Origin of the sequence: Saliphagus sp. GCM10025317, assembly GCF_042663665.1 — an archaeon.
Lineage (GTDB): Archaea > Halobacteriota > Halobacteria > Halobacteriales > Natrialbaceae > Natronosalvus.
Genome location: NZ_JBHTAQ010000001.1, coordinates 35,935 through 52,493, shown reverse-complemented (window position 1 = coordinate 52,493; position 16,559 = coordinate 35,935). Strand labels below are relative to the sequence as shown.

The 16,559-nt window shown below is 62.9% G+C and carries 18 protein-coding genes, 3 rRNA genes and 1 pseudogene; 9 read left to right on the top strand and 13 right to left on the bottom strand.

What is annotated here, in order from left to right; all coding sequences use genetic code 11:
* Window positions 1–191 precede the first annotated feature (191 nt).
* Both ACFQS4_RS00320 and ACFQS4_RS00315 read left to right on the top strand, forming a co-directional pair.
* Entirely contained in the window at window positions 192–1,019 is an 828-nt protein-coding gene (locus tag ACFQS4_RS00320; RefSeq protein WP_500191577.1) for a hypothetical protein, read from the top strand.
* A 65-nt stretch (window positions 1,020–1,084) separates the two neighbouring features.
* Window positions 1,085–1,537 (top strand): universal stress protein, encoded by a 453-nt coding sequence (locus tag ACFQS4_RS00315; protein WP_500191573.1) that lies wholly within the window; start codon window positions 1,085–1,087, stop codon window positions 1,535–1,537.
* A gap of 21 nt (window positions 1,538–1,558) precedes the next feature.
* Here ACFQS4_RS00315 and ACFQS4_RS00310 read toward each other — a convergent pair whose 3' ends face one another.
* From ACFQS4_RS00310 to ACFQS4_RS00290, 5 genes and pseudogenes are all read right to left on the bottom strand, one after another.
* Window positions 1,559–2,005, bottom strand: coding sequence for an RNA-binding protein (locus tag ACFQS4_RS00310; protein ID WP_500191571.1), 447 nt, complete (start codon window positions 2,003–2,005; stop codon window positions 1,559–1,561).
* 68 nt (window positions 2,006–2,073) lie between these two features.
* Window positions 2,074–2,307: a DUF1918 domain-containing protein gene (locus ACFQS4_RS00305; RefSeq protein ID WP_500191568.1), complete on the bottom strand. Its 234-nt coding sequence runs from the start codon at window positions 2,305–2,307 to the stop codon at window positions 2,074–2,076.
* Window positions 2,308–2,391: 84 nt separating this feature from the next.
* A complete protein-coding gene (locus ACFQS4_RS00300; RefSeq protein WP_500191566.1) occupies window positions 2,392–2,673 on the bottom strand; it encodes a hypothetical protein in 282 nt (93 codons plus the stop codon).
* Window positions 2,670–3,491: a succinylglutamate desuccinylase/aspartoacylase family protein gene (locus ACFQS4_RS00295; protein ID WP_500191564.1), complete on the bottom strand. Its 822-nt coding sequence runs from the start codon at window positions 3,489–3,491 to the stop codon at window positions 2,670–2,672. Before ACFQS4_RS00295 ends, ACFQS4_RS00300 begins: the two co-directional genes overlap by 4 nt.
* A gap of 112 nt (window positions 3,492–3,603) precedes the next feature.
* Window positions 3,604–4,295: pseudogene (locus ACFQS4_RS00290) on the bottom strand (type 1 glutamine amidotransferase domain-containing protein).
* A 248-nt stretch (window positions 4,296–4,543) separates the two neighbouring features.
* On the opposite strand from ACFQS4_RS00290, the gene ACFQS4_RS00285 reads away from it, so the two are divergent.
* A complete protein-coding gene (locus ACFQS4_RS00285) occupies window positions 4,544–5,002 on the top strand; it encodes an Hsp20/alpha crystallin family protein (protein WP_500191560.1) in 459 nt (152 codons plus the stop codon).
* A gap of 5 nt (window positions 5,003–5,007) precedes the next feature.
* On the opposite strand, the gene ACFQS4_RS00280 is transcribed toward ACFQS4_RS00285, so the two are convergent.
* Entirely contained in the window at window positions 5,008–6,024 is a 1,017-nt protein-coding gene (locus ACFQS4_RS00280) for a DHH family phosphoesterase (protein ID WP_500191558.1), read from the bottom strand.
* Window positions 6,025–6,334: 310 nt separating this feature from the next.
* Between ACFQS4_RS00280 and ACFQS4_RS00275 the strand changes: the two genes are divergently transcribed.
* From ACFQS4_RS00275 to ACFQS4_RS00265, 3 genes are read left to right on the top strand one after another with little or no spacing between them, the layout of a single operon-like run.
* Window positions 6,335–6,589 carry a hypothetical protein gene (locus ACFQS4_RS00275; RefSeq protein WP_500191554.1) on the top strand — a complete coding sequence of 85 codons (255 nt, stop codon included), beginning with the start codon at window positions 6,335–6,337 and terminating at the stop codon, window positions 6,587–6,589.
* Window positions 6,590–6,639: 50 nt separating this feature from the next.
* Window positions 6,640–7,935 carry a histidinol dehydrogenase gene (gene hisD, locus ACFQS4_RS00270; protein ID WP_500191552.1) on the top strand — a complete coding sequence of 432 codons (1,296 nt, stop codon included), beginning with the start codon at window positions 6,640–6,642 and terminating at the stop codon, window positions 7,933–7,935.
* 55 nt (window positions 7,936–7,990) lie between these two features.
* Window positions 7,991–8,359 carry a HesB/IscA family protein gene (locus ACFQS4_RS00265; protein WP_500191550.1) on the top strand — a complete coding sequence of 123 codons (369 nt, stop codon included), beginning with the start codon at window positions 7,991–7,993 and terminating at the stop codon, window positions 8,357–8,359.
* Between the two features lie 5 nt (window positions 8,360–8,364).
* Here ACFQS4_RS00265 and ACFQS4_RS00260 read toward each other — a convergent pair whose 3' ends face one another.
* From ACFQS4_RS00260 to ACFQS4_RS00245, 4 genes are all read right to left on the bottom strand, one after another.
* Window positions 8,365–8,565: a dodecin gene (locus ACFQS4_RS00260; protein ID WP_254157105.1), complete on the bottom strand. Its 201-nt coding sequence runs from the start codon at window positions 8,563–8,565 to the stop codon at window positions 8,365–8,367.
* 243 nt (window positions 8,566–8,808) lie between these two features.
* Window positions 8,809–8,930 (bottom strand): 5S ribosomal RNA (gene rrf / locus ACFQS4_RS00255).
* 69 nt (window positions 8,931–8,999) lie between these two features.
* Window positions 9,000–9,121, bottom strand: a 5S ribosomal RNA gene (rrf, locus tag ACFQS4_RS00250).
* Window positions 9,122–9,260: 139 nt separating this feature from the next.
* Window positions 9,261–12,178 (bottom strand): 23S ribosomal RNA (locus ACFQS4_RS00245).
* A gap of 362 nt (window positions 12,179–12,540) precedes the next feature.
* Between ACFQS4_RS00245 and ACFQS4_RS00240 the strand changes: the two genes are divergently transcribed.
* Window positions 12,541–13,743 (top strand): pyridoxal-phosphate-dependent aminotransferase family protein, encoded by a 1,203-nt coding sequence (locus ACFQS4_RS00240; RefSeq protein ID WP_497902083.1) that lies wholly within the window; start codon window positions 12,541–12,543, stop codon window positions 13,741–13,743.
* 26 nt (window positions 13,744–13,769) lie between these two features.
* Here ACFQS4_RS00240 and ACFQS4_RS00235 read toward each other — a convergent pair whose 3' ends face one another.
* The 3 genes from ACFQS4_RS00235 to ACFQS4_RS00225 form a co-directional block, all read right to left on the bottom strand.
* Window positions 13,770–14,075, bottom strand: a complete 306-nt coding sequence (locus ACFQS4_RS00235; RefSeq protein ID WP_497903206.1) for a DUF7116 family protein — start codon at window positions 14,073–14,075, stop codon at window positions 13,770–13,772.
* A gap of 112 nt (window positions 14,076–14,187) precedes the next feature.
* The gene (locus ACFQS4_RS00230; protein WP_253436462.1) at window positions 14,188–14,427 is read right to left on the bottom strand and encodes a DUF5816 domain-containing protein; all 240 of its coding nucleotides are present in this window, start codon (window positions 14,425–14,427) and stop codon (window positions 14,188–14,190) included.
* A 46-nt stretch (window positions 14,428–14,473) separates the two neighbouring features.
* Window positions 14,474–14,863, bottom strand: a complete 390-nt coding sequence (locus ACFQS4_RS00225) for a ribbon-helix-helix domain-containing protein (RefSeq protein WP_497902082.1) — start codon at window positions 14,861–14,863, stop codon at window positions 14,474–14,476.
* A 191-nt stretch (window positions 14,864–15,054) separates the two neighbouring features.
* Here ACFQS4_RS00225 and ACFQS4_RS00220 point away from each other — a divergent pair, with 191 nt between their 5' ends.
* Complete coding sequence (locus tag ACFQS4_RS00220) at window positions 15,055–15,672, top strand: hypothetical protein (protein WP_497902081.1); 618 nt, start codon at window positions 15,055–15,057, stop codon at window positions 15,670–15,672.
* Window positions 15,673–15,838: 166 nt separating this feature from the next.
* On the top strand, window positions 15,839–16,315 hold the full coding sequence (locus ACFQS4_RS00215; RefSeq protein WP_500191543.1) for a hypothetical protein: 477 nt from the start codon (window positions 15,839–15,841) through the stop codon (window positions 16,313–16,315).
* Window positions 16,316–16,559: the final 244 nt, after the last annotated feature.

Sequence of the window (16,559 nt, the reverse complement as noted above, 5' to 3'; positions counted from 1 at the left end):
GTGTTAGGAGATTGACTCTCCACGCGTACATGTCGCGTACGATCAAATTCCTGTTCGTCCTGGTCGCCGTCGTCGTTCTCTGGAAAGTCGTCTTCAGCACGTCCGAGGTCGACGTCGAGTACGAGCCGATCGAGTAGAGAGGAACCGAGCGAATCAGAACCGCTTACCGTCTCGACGTCCTATCGCCGCCCATGTACGGCGTCGTGACGCGAAACCCCGACGAAGTCGTGTGGGACGACTTCGGCCGGGCGTTCTACGAAGTCAAAGACGTGACCGGTCGATCCGCCGAACCGCTCCCCGACGCAGTGAACATGGTCTCCTGTTTCGGTGACAACGCGGCGGCCGACGCCGACCCCTCGCTCGTCCCCGTCGACGACGAGGGCCGTCCCGCCACGCGAGAGCGGCCCTACTTCGACTGGGCCTACATATGCCCCTCGAGAACCGAGTACCGGGATGGACTCCTCGAGATCATCGACGACTGCGTCGCCGCGAACGAGGACGTTCGTCTCGACGACGTCGGCTTCCCGCGCCCGGAGTACTGTCGATGCGAGGTGTGCGAGCGACGTTTCGCCGAGAGCGAGTTCGAGGATCGATTCGCGTGGCGCGCGAACGTGATCACCGAGTTCGTCGAGGCGGCGGCCGATCGTATCCCCGGCCGCGTCTACCTGACGCTGTATCCCGACCCCTACCCGGGACACCTCTACGAGCGATCCGGGCTCGACCTCGCGGCCCTCGAGCCCCACGTCGACGAGTTCGTCGTCCCCCTCTACGACATGGGGTACACGACGACCTACTGGCTCGAGACGATCGCCAAAGGGTTCGAGAGCGCGCTCGAGACGCCGTTCAGTATCGAACTCTACGCGGTGAACGTCGACCTCGAGAACCTGTGTCAGGCGGCCGAGGTGGCCGGTCACTACGGGAATGACGTCATCTTCGGCTACGAGGCGGGCAACGCGCGGGCCGCGGTGCGGCGACTCCAGGCCGACCAGCGCGAGGGCGTCTCACACGGCGACCCCTGACGCGACTGCGGCAAACGCCGACACATACTATTTGACCGTGGGTCTCGAACACACGACTCACAGCGATGTACGAGCGAATCCTCCTCCCCACCGACGGCAGCGAGACGACGGGTCGCGCCCTCGAGCACGCGATTGACCTCGCGAACCAGTACGACGCCGCGTTACACGTCCTCTACGTGATCGACAAGGCCGTCTTCGCGGGCGACGTCGAAACCGGCCCCATCGTCGAGCAGTTCGAGACCGTCGGCGACTCGGTCCTCGAGGACGTCTCCGGCGAGGCTGCCCGGGCTGGCGTCGAGCCGGTTATCACCACGCTCGAGCGCGGCAGTCCTCACACGAAGATTCTCGAGTACGCCGAGAGTCAGGGGATCGATATGATCGTGATGGGGACGCACGGCCGGACCGGGCTAGATCGCTACCTGATCGGGAGCGTGGCCGAGAAGGTGGTTCGGCTCTCCGACGCGCCGGTGTTGACGGTTCGCCAGGCAGAAGACGTTTCGGGCGGAGGCGAACGATAACCGGTAACGAAGCGTTATCAGTCACTCCTCGCCAGCATCGGCCGCCAGTTCCTCGAGCACCGTCTCGGCGTTTTCGACGGCCTGTGGCTTCTTCGCCGGGTAGGCCTCGACTTTCGCGCGGAACGTGATCCCCTCGCCGAGTCGGACGTCCCCGCCGAAGGCGGCCTGCTTGTCAAGGCGGAGAAACAGTTCGCAGTTGTCGGTGACGCGGTCGTCGAGTTCCGCCAGCAGCCGGTCGAACGTCTCGAGGTCGGTCAACTGGGCGAGCACGTGGCGAACGTCGTCGGCGTTCTCGACGCGGGCTGAAAGCACGAGAATACGGTCCCCGTAGTGGCCCTCGCTCTCGACGCGTTCGATCTCGGCCTCCTCGGGGAGGAAGCGTCTCAGCGCCGCCTCGACGCGCTTGTCGTCTTCGGTGGCGTAGCAGAACGTTCGCAGGTCGACGTAGTGAAGCGGAATCTGTGGCATCGGCGTGTCCTCGAGTCGGGGTCGAACGGCGGTGGTGAGACGCGCTACTGGGGGCGAATCGAGACTAGTTACGCGTCGTCTTCTTCGTCTTCGTCCTCGACGACATCCTCGTCGGCGGCCTCGTCCTCGGCTGCTTCGAGGGCATCCTCCGGAACGCCGGCCTCCTGGCCGTCCTCGAAGCTGATCGTGTAGGTCGTGTCGCCGAACATCGACTCCATCGTCTGGGTGATGGTGCCAGTTTCGCCGTCGAACTCGCTGTGCTTGTCGTGTAAGACGACGCGGTCGTCTTCGTCGAAGCTCATACCGGCTTTTCCCCGTCGTCGGGTAAAAAGGGCGTGATTCCCGCCAGCCTCGGCGAATCCGTTCGAGCTGGGCAGACCGACGGATTACTGGGAGATCGCGGCTCGCGCCCACTCGTATACCGTTCCGACGACGACCGAAATCCCGTAGCACCCGGCGACGAAGGGGATCCAGTAGACCCAGAGCTCGAACTGTGGCGCGAGCCTGTGGCCGACCGCCGACCCGATCGCGTAGATGATGTAGCCGGGAAGCGCGAGCGGGGAGAACAGGGCCGTCTTGAGCCAGCCGAGGCCAAACGGAACGACCAGGAAGAGAAACGTGGCGACGGTCGCCGGGCCCGCCAGCACGCGTCGGAGAGTGAGGGTCATCGGGCCACCACTGCCTCCGTCTCGAGTAGGCCGTGTAGTGCGAGGACGCGGGCCGCCGCTGCCCGCGTGAACGCGTTTTTCGTAGATCGGTCGAGCATGAAGCGGGTCGTCTCGAAGAGGTAGGCGGTCGACCCCAGTTCGTGTGCTGCCTTCTTGAACAGGAGCGGACTCGGTTGAGTGCTCTCCATGGCCACGAACCGGTGAGCGGGCATGTACCAGGGAACGAGGTCATCGTTGAGAGACGTCGCGAGTTCGTCGCCGTGGGCGTCAGGCGTGTGGAAAACTGCCTGGCCGACGTATCGGTCGTGAAGGCCGAAGATGCCGAGCGATCGGTGTAGATCGAGGACGACGTCGGGGTCGTAGCGTTCGACGGCGTCCCAGATGCCGCGAGCGAGGTCAGTTATCGGTTCGCGGTCCAGTGGAAACATCCGGTTGAGGTCTCCGTCAGTGCCTTCTCGCTGCTCGTTCTCGACGGCGACGCGGTTCGTCTCGGGGACGACGACAAGCGTCCCCGCGTCGGGGTTCCAGTCGGTGATTTCGTGAGCGACGTCGATGCCGTTGTGCTCGTCGCCGTGGACCCCGCCGAACACCATCACCGTCGGGCCTTCTTCCGGCGCGTCGATCGCGTGCAGCGGCGTCTCGTGCTCAGTACCAGAGAGGAGGCGTTCCGTCTCTCGTTCGACCCTATCCGCCGCTGGCGGCGCTCGAGCCGCCGAAACGAACGCGTCGTCACGCGACGTCTGACTCGCGGCGGTCGCAACCGTGACCACCCCAGCGGCGAGCGCCCCACCGGCGCCCAGGACCGTCCGTCGTTTCATCGTTCAAACCGATAACGTGCTCCCTTAAGCGGGTTTCCATCGGCGAGATCAATGTCAAAATAGGTACGATTTGACGATTCTCGTCCCCTGGTACGAACGCTCGAGCGCGTTCTTACTGACCGTTCTGTTCGAGTTCTTCGAGCAACGTCTCGGCGGCTGCCCGGGAGGATTCCGGCCCACGGCCCGTGATCAGGTCGCCGTCGACGATCACGTCCGTGTCGGCCTCGGCGTCGGCGTCCCAGTCAGCGCCGGCGGTAGTGACCTCGTCTTCGACCCAGTAGGGAAGCTTGCGGCCGTCGGGGAGCAGGTCCCGGTCGTCGACGATGTCTTCCTCCCAGGCGTTGGGGAACCCGGTGACTCGCCTCCCGTTGGCGACGAACGCACCGTGGCTGTCGCGGGCGAACGCGAGGATGCCGACGGCGTGGCAAACGACCAGAGCCTTTCCTCGCCCTCCAGAATCGTCCGCAGGGCGGCCCGGGCGTGGTGATCCTGGTTGACGTCCCACTCGGTGCCGTGGCCGCCCGGAAAGACGACCGCGTCGAAGTCCTCGGCGTGGACGTCCGCGATTGCCTCCGGATCGCTCAGCCGTTCGTCCGTCTCGTGGCGCTCCTGAACACGTTCGGCGGTCTCCTCACCGACCGTCTCGGGATCGATCGAGCGCTCGTCGATCTCCGGCGGCCCGCCAGAGGGCGTCGCAATCGTCACCTCGACGCCCGCGTCCTCGAGCGTCTCGAGCGGGTCGATACACTCCTCGCCCCAATAGCCGTACTCGCTCACGACGAATAGTGCGTTTGCGTCCGTCATCGAGTGAATGAACGGGTGCCACGGGGGAGTATCCTCCCCTGTCGTGTGCAGGGGGTGCCCTCGAGTGCTCCGCGTCCCGATGCCCCCGCACCCCGACGCCCAGCACCCGGTGCCCCGGCAGCCGGTCTCCCGACCCTCCTGCACCCCGACGCCCCAGCGCCTCGGCATCCCGGTGCACTCAACTTTTCTGACGGTCACTCCGACGTGCAGAGGACTTTTCGGTCCCGACAGCGTTACTCGAGACGACCATGTCACGACGTCCCAAACCACTCGACGACCTCGGTGCATTCTTCGAGCGACTCGGCCGCGAGTTCGGCGCCGCAACAAGTTCGTGGAACCCCGAGTTCACCCCCAGAGGCGGCCTCGGCTGGTCGCTCCACGATCGCGAACCCAACGTCGACGTCGCCGACTACGGCCACGCGTTCGTCGTCAGCGCCGACGTTCCCGGCTACGACGCGGACGACCTCGAGATCCAGGTGTCGGCCGAGAGCCTGCAGATACGGGGCACCCGGAGCCAGACGCGAGAGCGCGACGATGCGAACATTATCAGACACGAGCGACAAGCCAGTTCCTTCAACCGGCGGGTGGCGCTTCCCGACCCGATCGAGACCGCCGCCGTCGACGCGACGCTCAACAACGGCGTGTTGACGGTTACGCTCGCAAAACGCCAGCCAGCGGACGAACCCAGGCGGATCGACATCGACTGAGCAACTCACTCCCTGGAACCGTTCCCGGAATCCAGATTCAGCGCCTCGAAAAATCGTCGCCGAACCCGGGTGCCGACGAACGCCAGCACGCTCTCGTCGTCGCTGGCTTCGTCTGCGAACAGTCCAAGCCCAATTCGGCCGCCAGCCATGTCGTGGTGGCCGCCAACTGACCCGAACTCGCCGTAGGCATCCACGAGTACGTCGCCGATGTTGACCCGCGGATCGATCGACCGCCCGCTCAGTCGAACCGTCCCGTCGACGATGCCGTAGGTGAGCGTCGTGTCGACGCCCTCGATGTTGAGGAGGTAGTCCGCTGCCTGGGGAAGCGCATCCGTCTCGACCGTTCGACCGACGCTCGCGGTGACGGCCGATCCGCGGCGCTCGCGGGTGGTAATCGCCCGACCGATCGCGTCGATCGTCGCCGGCGAGAAGGCGCTGCCGTACAGCTGTTCGAGCGTCTCGAGGTCGGCCTCGGGATACACCGCCAGTGCAGCTTCGTACTCCCGCTGGGTCGGCTCGCGGACGAAATCCAGGCGTTCGCGGTGAAGCGCGAAGAGCAACGCGGACGCCAGTCGCGTCGTCAACGGGACCTCGAGTTCGTGGAGGTACTCGACGAATATCGTCGCCGTCGCCCCGTAGTCGGTTCTGACGTCGACGAACGTCGCGTCGGCGGATTCGCCGGGGTGGTGGTCGACGATCACGTCCGGTTCGAACCGCGCGTCGAGCGCCGTGTTCGCCGTCGGCATGGAGTGATCGACGAACGCCAGACAGTCGTATTCGCCGATCTCGAGATCCTCAAGCGGTTCCACGTCGATCTCGAGGCGGTTGACGAACGCCCGGTTTTGCTGGTGGGATATCTCGCCGCCGTAGGCGATGGCCGTCTCGGCGACGTCCTGGTCGGTCGCGATCGCCTCGAGTGCGAGCGCGCTCGCGAGCGTGTCCGGGTCGGGGTTGTCGTGACAGACGATCACGAGCGACGAACTGTCGGCGAGGACGTCCGCGAGGTCCGCTGCACGAGACATACCCGACGTAGGAGGGGGAAACGCTTCAACGTCGCTCCTGAATTCGATGTATCGTCGTCGAAACGAATACTGTCGGTCGCCGATCGACGTTTCTCCTCGAGCGGCGTGCTGTCGGTCGTCGTTTTCGAACCGTCTCGTACGGGAGGTAGTGCGATCGTCGTCGGCTATCGCTCTCTGAGCCCGCCGAAGCCGCCGAATCATCGACCCCATCGAACCCACGACCCCTTCGAAGCCGTTGGAGCCGTTGAATCCGTCGACACCGTCGACGACGTTCCGATACCACTTAGCGACGACGCCATGAACTTCGAGTATGGACCAGCACGACTTCGTTCGGCTCTCGCTGCTCGCCTTCGGACTCGTCGTCCTGAGCTTCGTCGTGCTCGGATTTGGTCGGATCGTCCTCCCGTTCCAAACGGCCCAGACGGTCGCCGCCCCCATCGGCCTCGTCGGGTTCGCGCTCGTCGTCTTCCTCTTCCTCCGGGCGACCGCCGCGGCGATCGGCCTCGCACCGATCGAGGAAGACGCGGACGGGGATGCGGATGCAGGTGGGAACGAGAGCGCGTAACCCCGGCCGCGAACGCAACCGTTTTTCACCGTTCGCCCGAATCCGAGCGTATGAGCGCGTTTTCCGTCACCGAAATCGCCGACCTCGGTCTCGAGACCCGGGCGGCCCTGTTCCAGCGCGACGCCGGAGTCGACGCCGCCAGGAACGACGCCCGCGAGATCGTCGAGCGTGTCCGCGAGGAAGGCGACGTCGCCGTCCGGGAGTACTGTCGCGAGTTCGACGGCGTCGACGTCGGCAATCTCGAGATCACCGACCAGTGCGAGCGTGCCGTCGAGGACCTCTCGGACGACATCCGCGACGCCATCGACACCGCCATCGAGAACGTCCGCGAGTTCCACGAGGCCCAGGTGCCGGAGGACTGGCGGCGCGAGTTCGACGACGGGCGCGAACTCGGTCGACGATTCCGGCCACTCGAGCGCGTCGGCGTCTACGTCCCCGGCGGTACAGCGGCGTACCCCTCGAGCGCGATTATGGGTGTCGTCCCCGCCGTCGTGGCGGGCGTCGAGCACGTCTCCGTGGTGACGCCACCAGCCGAGGAGATCAATCCGGTCACGCTCGCGGCGATCCACCTCGCCGGGGCCGACGCCGTCTACAGCGTCGGTGGCGCCCAGGCCATAGCTGCCCTCGCTTATGGAACCGAGAGCGTCACCTCGGTCCAGAAGGTCGTCGGCCCCGGCAACCGCTGGGTGACCGCCGCGAAAGCCGAGGTTCGCGACGAGGTGGAGATCGACTTTCTCGCGGGGCCGAGCGAGGTCGTCGTCGTCGCCGACGAGATCGCCGATCCCGACTACGTCGCCGCCGAACTCCTCGCCCAGGCCGAACACGACCCCAACGCCTCCGTCGTGGCCGTCACGGACGACGAAGCGACCGCCGAGGCCGTCGTCGACGCACTCGAGGATTCGCTCCCCGACCGCGAGCGCGAGGAGACGATCCGGGAGGCGCTCGAGAACGACGCCAGCGCCGTCTTGCTCGCCCGGTCGATGAGCGAGGCGATCCTCTTCACCGAGGAGTACGCCCCCGAACACCTCGCCATCGTCGCCGGCGACGACGAGTCCATCCTGGACCGCGTCGACAGCGCCGGGAGCGTCTTCCTCGGCCCGAACACCCCCGTCGCGGCGGGCGACTACGCCAGCGGCACCAACCACGTCCTCCCGACGAACGGCGGCGCGAAAGTCGCGGGCGGCCTCTCGGTGGAGCACTTCCTCCGGAGCACGACGGTGCAACGGCTCTCCGGCGACGGACTCGCGGAACTCGCGCCAACCATCACGACGCTCGCCGACGCGGAGGGCCTCGAGGCACACGCCGAGAGCGTCCGCGTCCGTCTCGACGACCGGGACGACGAGTGAGTTCCCCACCTCGGCGAGCGTCACAGTTAACACCGAGGCAGCCGTGGAGTGCACTATGAGCACGGAGAGCGCAGACGGTGGATCCGCCAACCCACGAATCGAGGTGACCGAGACCGCCGCCGAGCGCGCCCTCGAGTTACTCGAGGCCGAAGACTACGACACGACGGAGGCCGGACTCCGACTGTTCGTCCAGCAAGGCGGCTGCGCCGGCCTCTCCTACGGGATGCGATTCGATGAAAAGCCGGAGGCCGACGACGCGATCTACAACCACCACGACCTGCGGGTCTTCGTCGACCCTGCGAGCCTCAAGTACATCGAGGGTAGCATCCTCGACTACGAGAGCGGCCTCCAGGCCGAGGGCTTCCACGTCGAAAACCCGAACGTCGTCAGCGAGTGTGGCTGCGGCGAGTCCTTCCGGACCTGATTACGCTACTCCTGTAGTTCGAACGCGACCGTCACTTCCGCCTGGTACTGTCGCTCCTCTACCGACGCGATTTCGACGCCCAGTTCGTCGACTTCGACCCAGTAGACGTTGTTCAGCGTCGACTCCGCCCGGTCGATGGCGTCGTCCGCTGCGGCGTCGAAGCTCTCCGTACTCGTTCCGATCAGCGTGATCTTCTTGAAGACCATTGCACGGCCCCCTACATCGGTCGTCGCCTTAAACGTACGCTGAGCACTGTTCGAGCACGGGCACCGCCGCTGGTACCCGCTTCTGGGCTCAAGGTGGGCCCTCGAGTTCGGTATTCGCCGCCAGCGCTTGCGTTCTCGACGTCCTGAAGTGTCCGAGTTGGTCGTCCAGGCGTCCGCTTGAGGTCGACCGTTCGGTGGTGGCTCGAGGGGTGCTGCGGCTCTTCAGTATGAAAACGATATGAATGGAAGCGGCGAGTCGGAGTTTCCAGCGGATCTCTCACGCCAGTACTGGCCGAAACGCGGGCGGGCTTATCTGCCGTGTTCGGGATGGGTACGGGAGGTACCCCGCCGCTGTGGCCGCTCTAATGCCGATCGGCGGAATCGAACCGCCGCGAGGACGCCAGTATCGGTGGATGCTGTATGTGGTATGAGTGGGTCGGCGGCGAGCCGGGGTTCCCAGCGGGTCTCCCACGCCAGTACTGGCCGAAACGCGGGCGGGCTTAACTGCCGTGTTCGGGATGGGTACGGGTGGTGCCCCGCCGCTCTGGCCGCCGTAATGCCGACTCGCGGAGTCGAACCGCGACAGTACCAGGGTCGGTTACGGTGTCTAAGGTTCTCTGGTCGGTTGTGACCGTGTTGTACGTGTAGTCCAATTAGCGCCTGGACCCGTTCTTACGGGTTGATCCATGCGAAATGAATGGTGGCTTGATCTGTTAGTGCTCGCGGGCTCAACACCTCGTTGCCTCGGTGCGTACACCCCGAGTCTATCGAACTCGTCTTCTACGAGTGATCTCGGTGGCATCTCTTTTTCGGGTGGGTTTCGAGCTTAGATGCGTTCAGCTCTTACCCCGTGGTGCGTCGCTGCCCGGCACGTGCCCTCTCGGACAGCCGGTACACGAGTGGCACCCATTCGGAGTTCCTCTCGTACTATACGAACGTTCCCGTCAGATACCGTAGCACCCCCAATAGATAGCAGCCGACCTGTCTCACGACGGTCTAAACCCAGCTCACGACCTCCTTTAATAGGCGAACAACCTCACCCTTGCCTGCTTCTGCACAGGCAGGATGGAGGGAACCGACATCGAGGTAGCAAGCCACCCGGTCGATATGTGCTCTTGCGGGTGACGACTCTGTTATCCCTAAGGTAGCTTTTCTGTCAGCAATTGCCCGCATTGGGCGGGCTAATTGGTTCGCTGACCACGCTTTCGCGTCAGCGTCCGTTGTTGTGCCGGACACTGTCAGGCTTCCGTATGCTCTTGCGCTCTTTCTCGGGTCTCCGACCCGAGTGAGGAAACCTTGGGGCGCGCTCGATATCTTTTCAAGCGCGTACCGCCCCAGTCAAACTGCCCGGCTACCAGTGTCCTCCGCCAGGAGTGAGAGTCGCAGTCACCATCGGGTAGTATTTCAGTGATGCCTCGGTGGCCCGCAGCGCGGGTACCTGTGTAACGGCTCCTACCTATGCTGCACAATGGCGACCACGTCTCAGTGACAGCCTGCAGTAAAGCTCTATAGGGTCTTCGCTTCCCCTTGGGGGTCTCCAGACTCCGCACTGGAATGTACAGTTCACCGGGCCCAACGTTGGGACAGTGGCGCTCTCATTGATCCATTCATGCAAGCCGCTACTAAAGCGGCAAGGTACTACGCTACCTTAAGAGGGTCATAGTTACCCCCGCCGTTAACAGGTCCTTCGTCCCCTTGTACGGGGTGTTCAGATACCTGCACTGGGCAGGATTCAGTGACCGTACGAGTCCTTACGGATTTGCGGTCACCTGTGTTGTTACTAGACAGTTGGAGCGCCCGAGTCACTGCGACCTGCCACTTTCCGTGGCAGGCATCCCTTATTGCGAACGTACGGGACTAACTTGCCGAATTCCCTAACGTCGGTTGCTCCCGACAGACCTTGGCTTTCGCCGCCACGAGTACCTGTGTCGGATCTCGGTACGGACAGTGTGCTTGCCTTTTCACGGGCTCTGGGTTGACCTCTCTTGCGTTATCCAGCCATTCGACCGCTTCGTGCCATTACGGCTTCCACGGTCTTGGACTGTTCACCCGGGCGAAAGCCCGGGAGAGGCGGCCCCAAAGCGTCGGCTTTGAGTGCACACTGGCATAGGAATATTAACCTATTTCCCTTTTGTCAGCTTCGAATTGCGGGCTGACTTAGGACCGGCTAACCCTCAGCTGATTAGCATTGCTGAGGAACCCTTACTCGTTCGGCCGTCGGGGTTCTCACCCGACTAACGCTGCTACTATGACCAGAATTTTCGTTACTGCACGGTCCACACGAAATCTCTTCCGTGCTTCCACCCGAACAGTACGCCAACCTACGGAATCGTGCTGTGACGCACGTCGCTAGGTCTCGGTGATGGACTTGAGCCCCGATCATTTTCGGCGCCGCAAACCTCGGCCGGTAAGCTGTTACGCTTTTCTTAGAGGGTAGCTGCTTCTAAGCTCACCTCCCGGCTGTCTAGGGCTTGCGACCACCTTCGATCGCACTTAGTCCATACTTGGGGACCTTAACCCAGCTCTGGGTTGTCTCCCTCACGGTACACAGGCTTACCCCGCGCACCGGACTCCCCGCGTCGACGGCGTTCGTAGGTTCGGAGTTGGACAGGGGGGGCGAACTCCTCTCGGAGTCCGGTCCCCCAATCCGTCGCTCTACCCCACGAACTACCTCGGCGGAGGTCATGCTTCGACATGTTTCGGTTGGAACCAGCTGTTTCCGGATTCGATGGGCCTTTCACCCCTAGACATAGGTCACGCGAGGGTATTGTAGGACACCAACGCTAGCGGGCCTCCACGTGGCTTTCGCCACGCTTCACCCTGCCCATGCCTAGATCATCCGGTTTCGGGTCGTGCCCGCCTGACTCCCCGCGCTTGAACACGGTGACCCTGGTCGTAAGACTGCGGTCATATCGGTTTCCCTCTGCCTTCCCCGATACTCGGGTTAGACTCGTCAGACAGGCACACTCTCTGGTTCGTTTTTCAAAACGTACGACGGAACACCGGCTTCCCTCTCGGCTTACTACAGGTTCGCACCTGGTTCATTGTGAGAGGGACCTTGTATGCCCCGTCGCTCTATCGCCAACTGAGTTCACGCCCTATTGCACCTCCCTTTTTGGGGTGCTTTTCAGCGTTCGCTCACGCTACTTGTTCGCTATCGGTCTCGAGGAGTGTTTAGTCTTCGCGGTCAATGCCCGCGGGATTCACGAGGGATTTCCAACCCCCGCTACTCTGGAGCTGACTCCCATCGTACTGATCGACGGTACGGGACTGTCACCCTGTTTCGTACCCTATTCCAAGGGATTTCTCGTCGATGGTCGGATGTTGCAGGTCAGTCCGAACACCACATTGCCCGTGAGGGCTTCGGTTTGGACTGTGTCGGGTTCACTCGCCGTTACTAACGACATCGCGGTTTGCTTTCTTTTCCTGTCGATACTAAGATGTTTCAATTCTCGACGTTCCCCATTGCGCTAAGCAATTGCAAGAGGATTCCTATTCGGAGATCCCAAGTTCTTCCCCTCCGTGCGGGTCCCTTGGGCTTATCGCAGCTTGGCACGTCCGTCATCGGCTCTCGAGCCGAGCGATCCACCAGTTGGCACAGTAGCCACGTTCTTTCGGATCGGTGCTGCACAGAATGCAGCGGTTGTGACCCGGGAACGGGTCCAGTGGACGCCTGGACTACACGTACATACGGTCTTCATCTGCCACCAGTAGACGGCTGGTGGCATCGACCCTTCCCTCCCTCGCTTGCGCCGGGAGGTGCATCAGTTTTGCTTACGGATTGTATTCTCTTTCGGTCACGTACTTAAGGGCACGGATTCGACGTCGCCTGGTGATGCCCCCACATGGCCACCACTGGCACGGGGTTTTACTCGAGCCAAGACGTACTCCGGGAACGCTGAGACGCCCTCGCCCTCCAGACACAGATTCGCCGGGGAGTGAACGCTTTTGGTGGTTCCCACACCACACTATGCCATGCCACCAGCTAGCGACGACTCGAGCGCACCGGACGTCGGCGAACTGACGCCGCCGACGCGAACCCTGATGGGACCAGGGCCGAGCGACGTGCACCCGCGCGTACTCCGGGCGATGAGTACGCCCCTCGTCGGGCACCTCGATCCGTCGTTCATCGAGATCATGAACGAGGTGCAGGAACTACTCCGATACGCCTTCCAGACGGACAACCAGTGGACGATCCCCGTCTCGGGGACCGGCTCGGCCTCGATGGAGGCCGCGATCGGCAACGTCGTCGAGCCGGGAGACACGATGCTCGTCCCGACCAACGGCTACTTCGGCGGGCGCATGGCGTCGATGGCTCGCCGTGCGGGCGGCGAGGTCGTCGAGGTCGACGCGCCGTGGGGCGAACCGCTCGATCCAGCGGCGGTCTCGGACGCGCTCGCGGAACACGATCCCGACGTGTTCGGATTCGTCCACGCCGAGACGAGCACGGGCGTCCGCCAGCCGAACGTCCCCGAACTCACCGCCGCGGCCCACGACCACGACGCGCTCGTGATCGCCGACACCGTCACCTCGCTGGGCGGCGTCGAACTCCGGGTCGACGAGTGGGACATCGACGTGGCCTACTCCGGCCCGCAGAAGTGTCTCTCCTGTCCGCCAGGGGCCAGTCCGCTTACCCTCTCCGACGAGGCGATGGAAAAGGTCCTCTCGCGCGAGGAGCCATCCCGGTCGTGGTACCTCGACCTCTCCTTACTCGAGGGCTACTGGGGCGACGAACGAGCGTACCACCACACGGCGCCGATCACGAACGTCTACTCGATCCGGGAGGCCCTCCGCTTGGTCGCAGAGGAGGGCATCGAGAATCGCTGGGCACGCCACCGACGACTCGCGGGCGCGCTCAAGGCCGGCGCCGAGGGGATGGGCCTCGAGATGAATCCGGACGACGAGTACTGGCTCCCGAGCCTCAACGCCGTCCGGGTTCCTGACGGCGTCGACGACGGCGAAGTCTGCGACGAACTCCTCGAGCGCTACGACCTCGAGATTGCGGGCGGCCTGGGCGACCTCGCTGGCGAAATCTTCCGCATCGGCTGTATGGGCCACTCCGCGAGTCCGGAGAACGTTACGCTCCTCGTCGCGGCGCTGGCCGACGTGCTCGACGATTTCGGTGCGGACGTCGAGCCGGACGGCGGCGTCGCTGCGTGTCGTGAGGCCCTCCGATAATCGATAAGTGGGTGCGGGGACTGTCGTTAGACAGTGACTGTCGGTCCTGGCGGTGCGCGTTCGACCTGATAATCCTCGCCGTCGGCGGCGATGATGGCCCACTCGTAGCCCGGATCCAGGCTCTCGAGTCGGTCCTCGAGGTCGTCTACGTCACCGGGTTCGGTGACGAAACAGTGAAATTGTCCCGAGCATCGGGGAAGCTGTTCAACGTCGGAGACGGCGTTGACGTGAACGACTTTCCACGCCCGTTCTGCTCGGAAATCCGGTCCGTTGCCCTCGACCGTGTAGCCGAGTTCAGCAAAGATCGACCTGGCCTGCTCGACGAGTCGCATGTTAACAGGACCCATTCGAGTAGAACTACATCGGACACCATGATAAACGTTTGCACGGCGACAGGCAATGGACATCTCGAAGGACGTCGCTACCTTCAGCTGCTTCTGGTAATTACTCGTGGGCGGCGTCCCACTCGGTCGGTTTCCGGAGGTTGCCACACCGGTTACACAGGATGCGTCCCATCGGGTCCATCGCGTTGTCGATCGATTCGCAATTCGAACAGAACCAGCCGTAGCGACGCCTCCGCTCGCGGCTCTCGTAGGCGACCAGGAACGGTCCCTTGGATCCGCGGTCGCCGTCGGTCGTTTCGACGTAGACCGTGTCCCCATCGTCGGTAGCCACCGCTTGCATACCGCCCGCTACGGAATCGGCGGGTAAATGGCTGTCCTTCCGGGTCTCAGCCCGACCGTTCGCGGTAGGTGCCGAGCACCTCCTCGAGAACCAGACACTCCTGGTCGGTCGGTTCGTAGTGCATGTCGATGAAGTCCTCGGCGTCCTCGTAGTTCCCGCGAAGTCCGTACTTTCGGACGGTGATAAGCGCGTCGAGGAAGAACGTCCCGCCGTCTGCGCCCACCTCCTCGGCTCGAGCCGGTCGGTCGATGTTTAACTCGCTCTTGATCTCGTCGAAGTTGAACGTCTCGACCTTGTGGTCCGGGTTGATCATGGTCAGCACGTACTCCGCGGAGAACCGGTAGAACTCCGATTTGCTCTCGAACATACCGTCGTCGACGAGGTTGTCGATGGCTTCGACGACGTCGTCGGGATATCGGACGGTATCTTTTGCCATACCTTCCATCTCACTGCTACGACAGCATTATTGTTGCGGGAAAAGTCGAACTTCTGATATAAGCTCCTCGAACTCGAAACTCGAGATTTGAGCCTGAAGATTGAGACTCGAGACTCGTATCGACGCTCGAAACGGCGCGAACGTTTTAGGGGTCTCCGAGGTTCTCTTCGGACGACGACAGGGAGACCCACGTGTATTCTGGACTCATCTTCGAATCGCTGCCGTGGTGGATCGCCGCGCCACTGTTACAGCTCGGTATCCTCGTCTTCGGGATGGCTCTCGACGAGACCTACGTCAATCGGGCGACGGTACTGACGGGAGCGATCGCTCTCTACACCCACTCGGTCATCGCAGGCGGGGTCTGGATGCCGGTCGGACTCTACCTCGACATCGGCGTCGTAATCGGCGCGTACGGCCTCTACGCCTACGTGGTCGACGCCTACGTCGCGAACTGGTTTCGGGTCGCCGCCTTCTTCGTCTACTCGCCGCTGTCGGTCTTCCTGGTCATATTGCTCCCCGATGTCGTCTTTCCACTGGCGCTCGTCCTCGCTGGCTACGTGAACCTCCAGTTGATGGCGACCCTCGAGCCCACCGAACCCTACTACTTCGGGCCGGGCTCGCCCGACGAGTTCGAGGAGGCCGTGGCCGCGACTGACGAAGGTGAGAAGGGCACGGAGGACGGAACGGAGTCCGGACCAGACGTCTCGAGCGAGGACTCGAGCAGTGGTCATCTGGGTGCCGGACCCGCGCCCACGGGCGGTGACTCCGACGAGCGCGGGGTCTTGCCCGAGTTCATGCGTCGACTGTAACTATCTGTTTCGGCCATTGTGGCGTCATCCACGCACACTGGACGGGGTGCATTGACTACCGTAGAACGTGGCATTTTACGGCGAGTAACGATCGATACAGATCGTTCGTATCGTTCGCCACATCATTATTCGTAAAATACATAGTATGGCGACCTTTCTGGAAAATATGGTTTCACGGCGTGCACTTCTCGCGGGCGTCTCCTCGTCGGTGACAATCTCTCTAGCTGGATGTGCCTCGGCAGTTTTACGGAGCGAGAACTCGGTTCTCAACTGCATCGAGGTCGTGAGTGCAAGTAATACGCCACACACCGTTCATCTCCGTGTCGACTACGAGGGCGACGAGGTGTATGCTGACTCGTACAGCATCGATGGCAGTCGAATGGGCGAGTCGCTTCAATACCAATGGATCCCACGGAGTTGGCCAGACGATCCAGGCCACTTCCGCGTTCATATGCGCATGGACCATCACACGGAGTGGGTGACGATCGATTCTGAAGAAGAGTCCGGGGAATCCGCCTACCAGATCGCGTACTGGATCGGGCCCGATGGCAATGGCATTCCCCACTGGGAAACGGTCGATCTCGACGACCGCGAGCAACAGTGCAACTCCTCGTTACACGACCTCGTAACTGTAGATCAGTGAGACGAGCGTCTGTCCGGTTGATTTGTCCGATACGGGCCAAGCCGTTCGGTTCACACACGAAGTAGCCCGTGTCTCGAGCGAAGAGATAGTCGACGTACGACATTGAGAATGGATGACGAGATGTACGCGCTCAGCCCTCGAAGCCGTCCTCGAACACGAACGCTCCGTCCCGCTGCACGACCTGCGCCCACCTTTTGCCTCGCTCGTCGCTCCGCGACTTGCTCGCAAAAGCTGGACCAAAAAG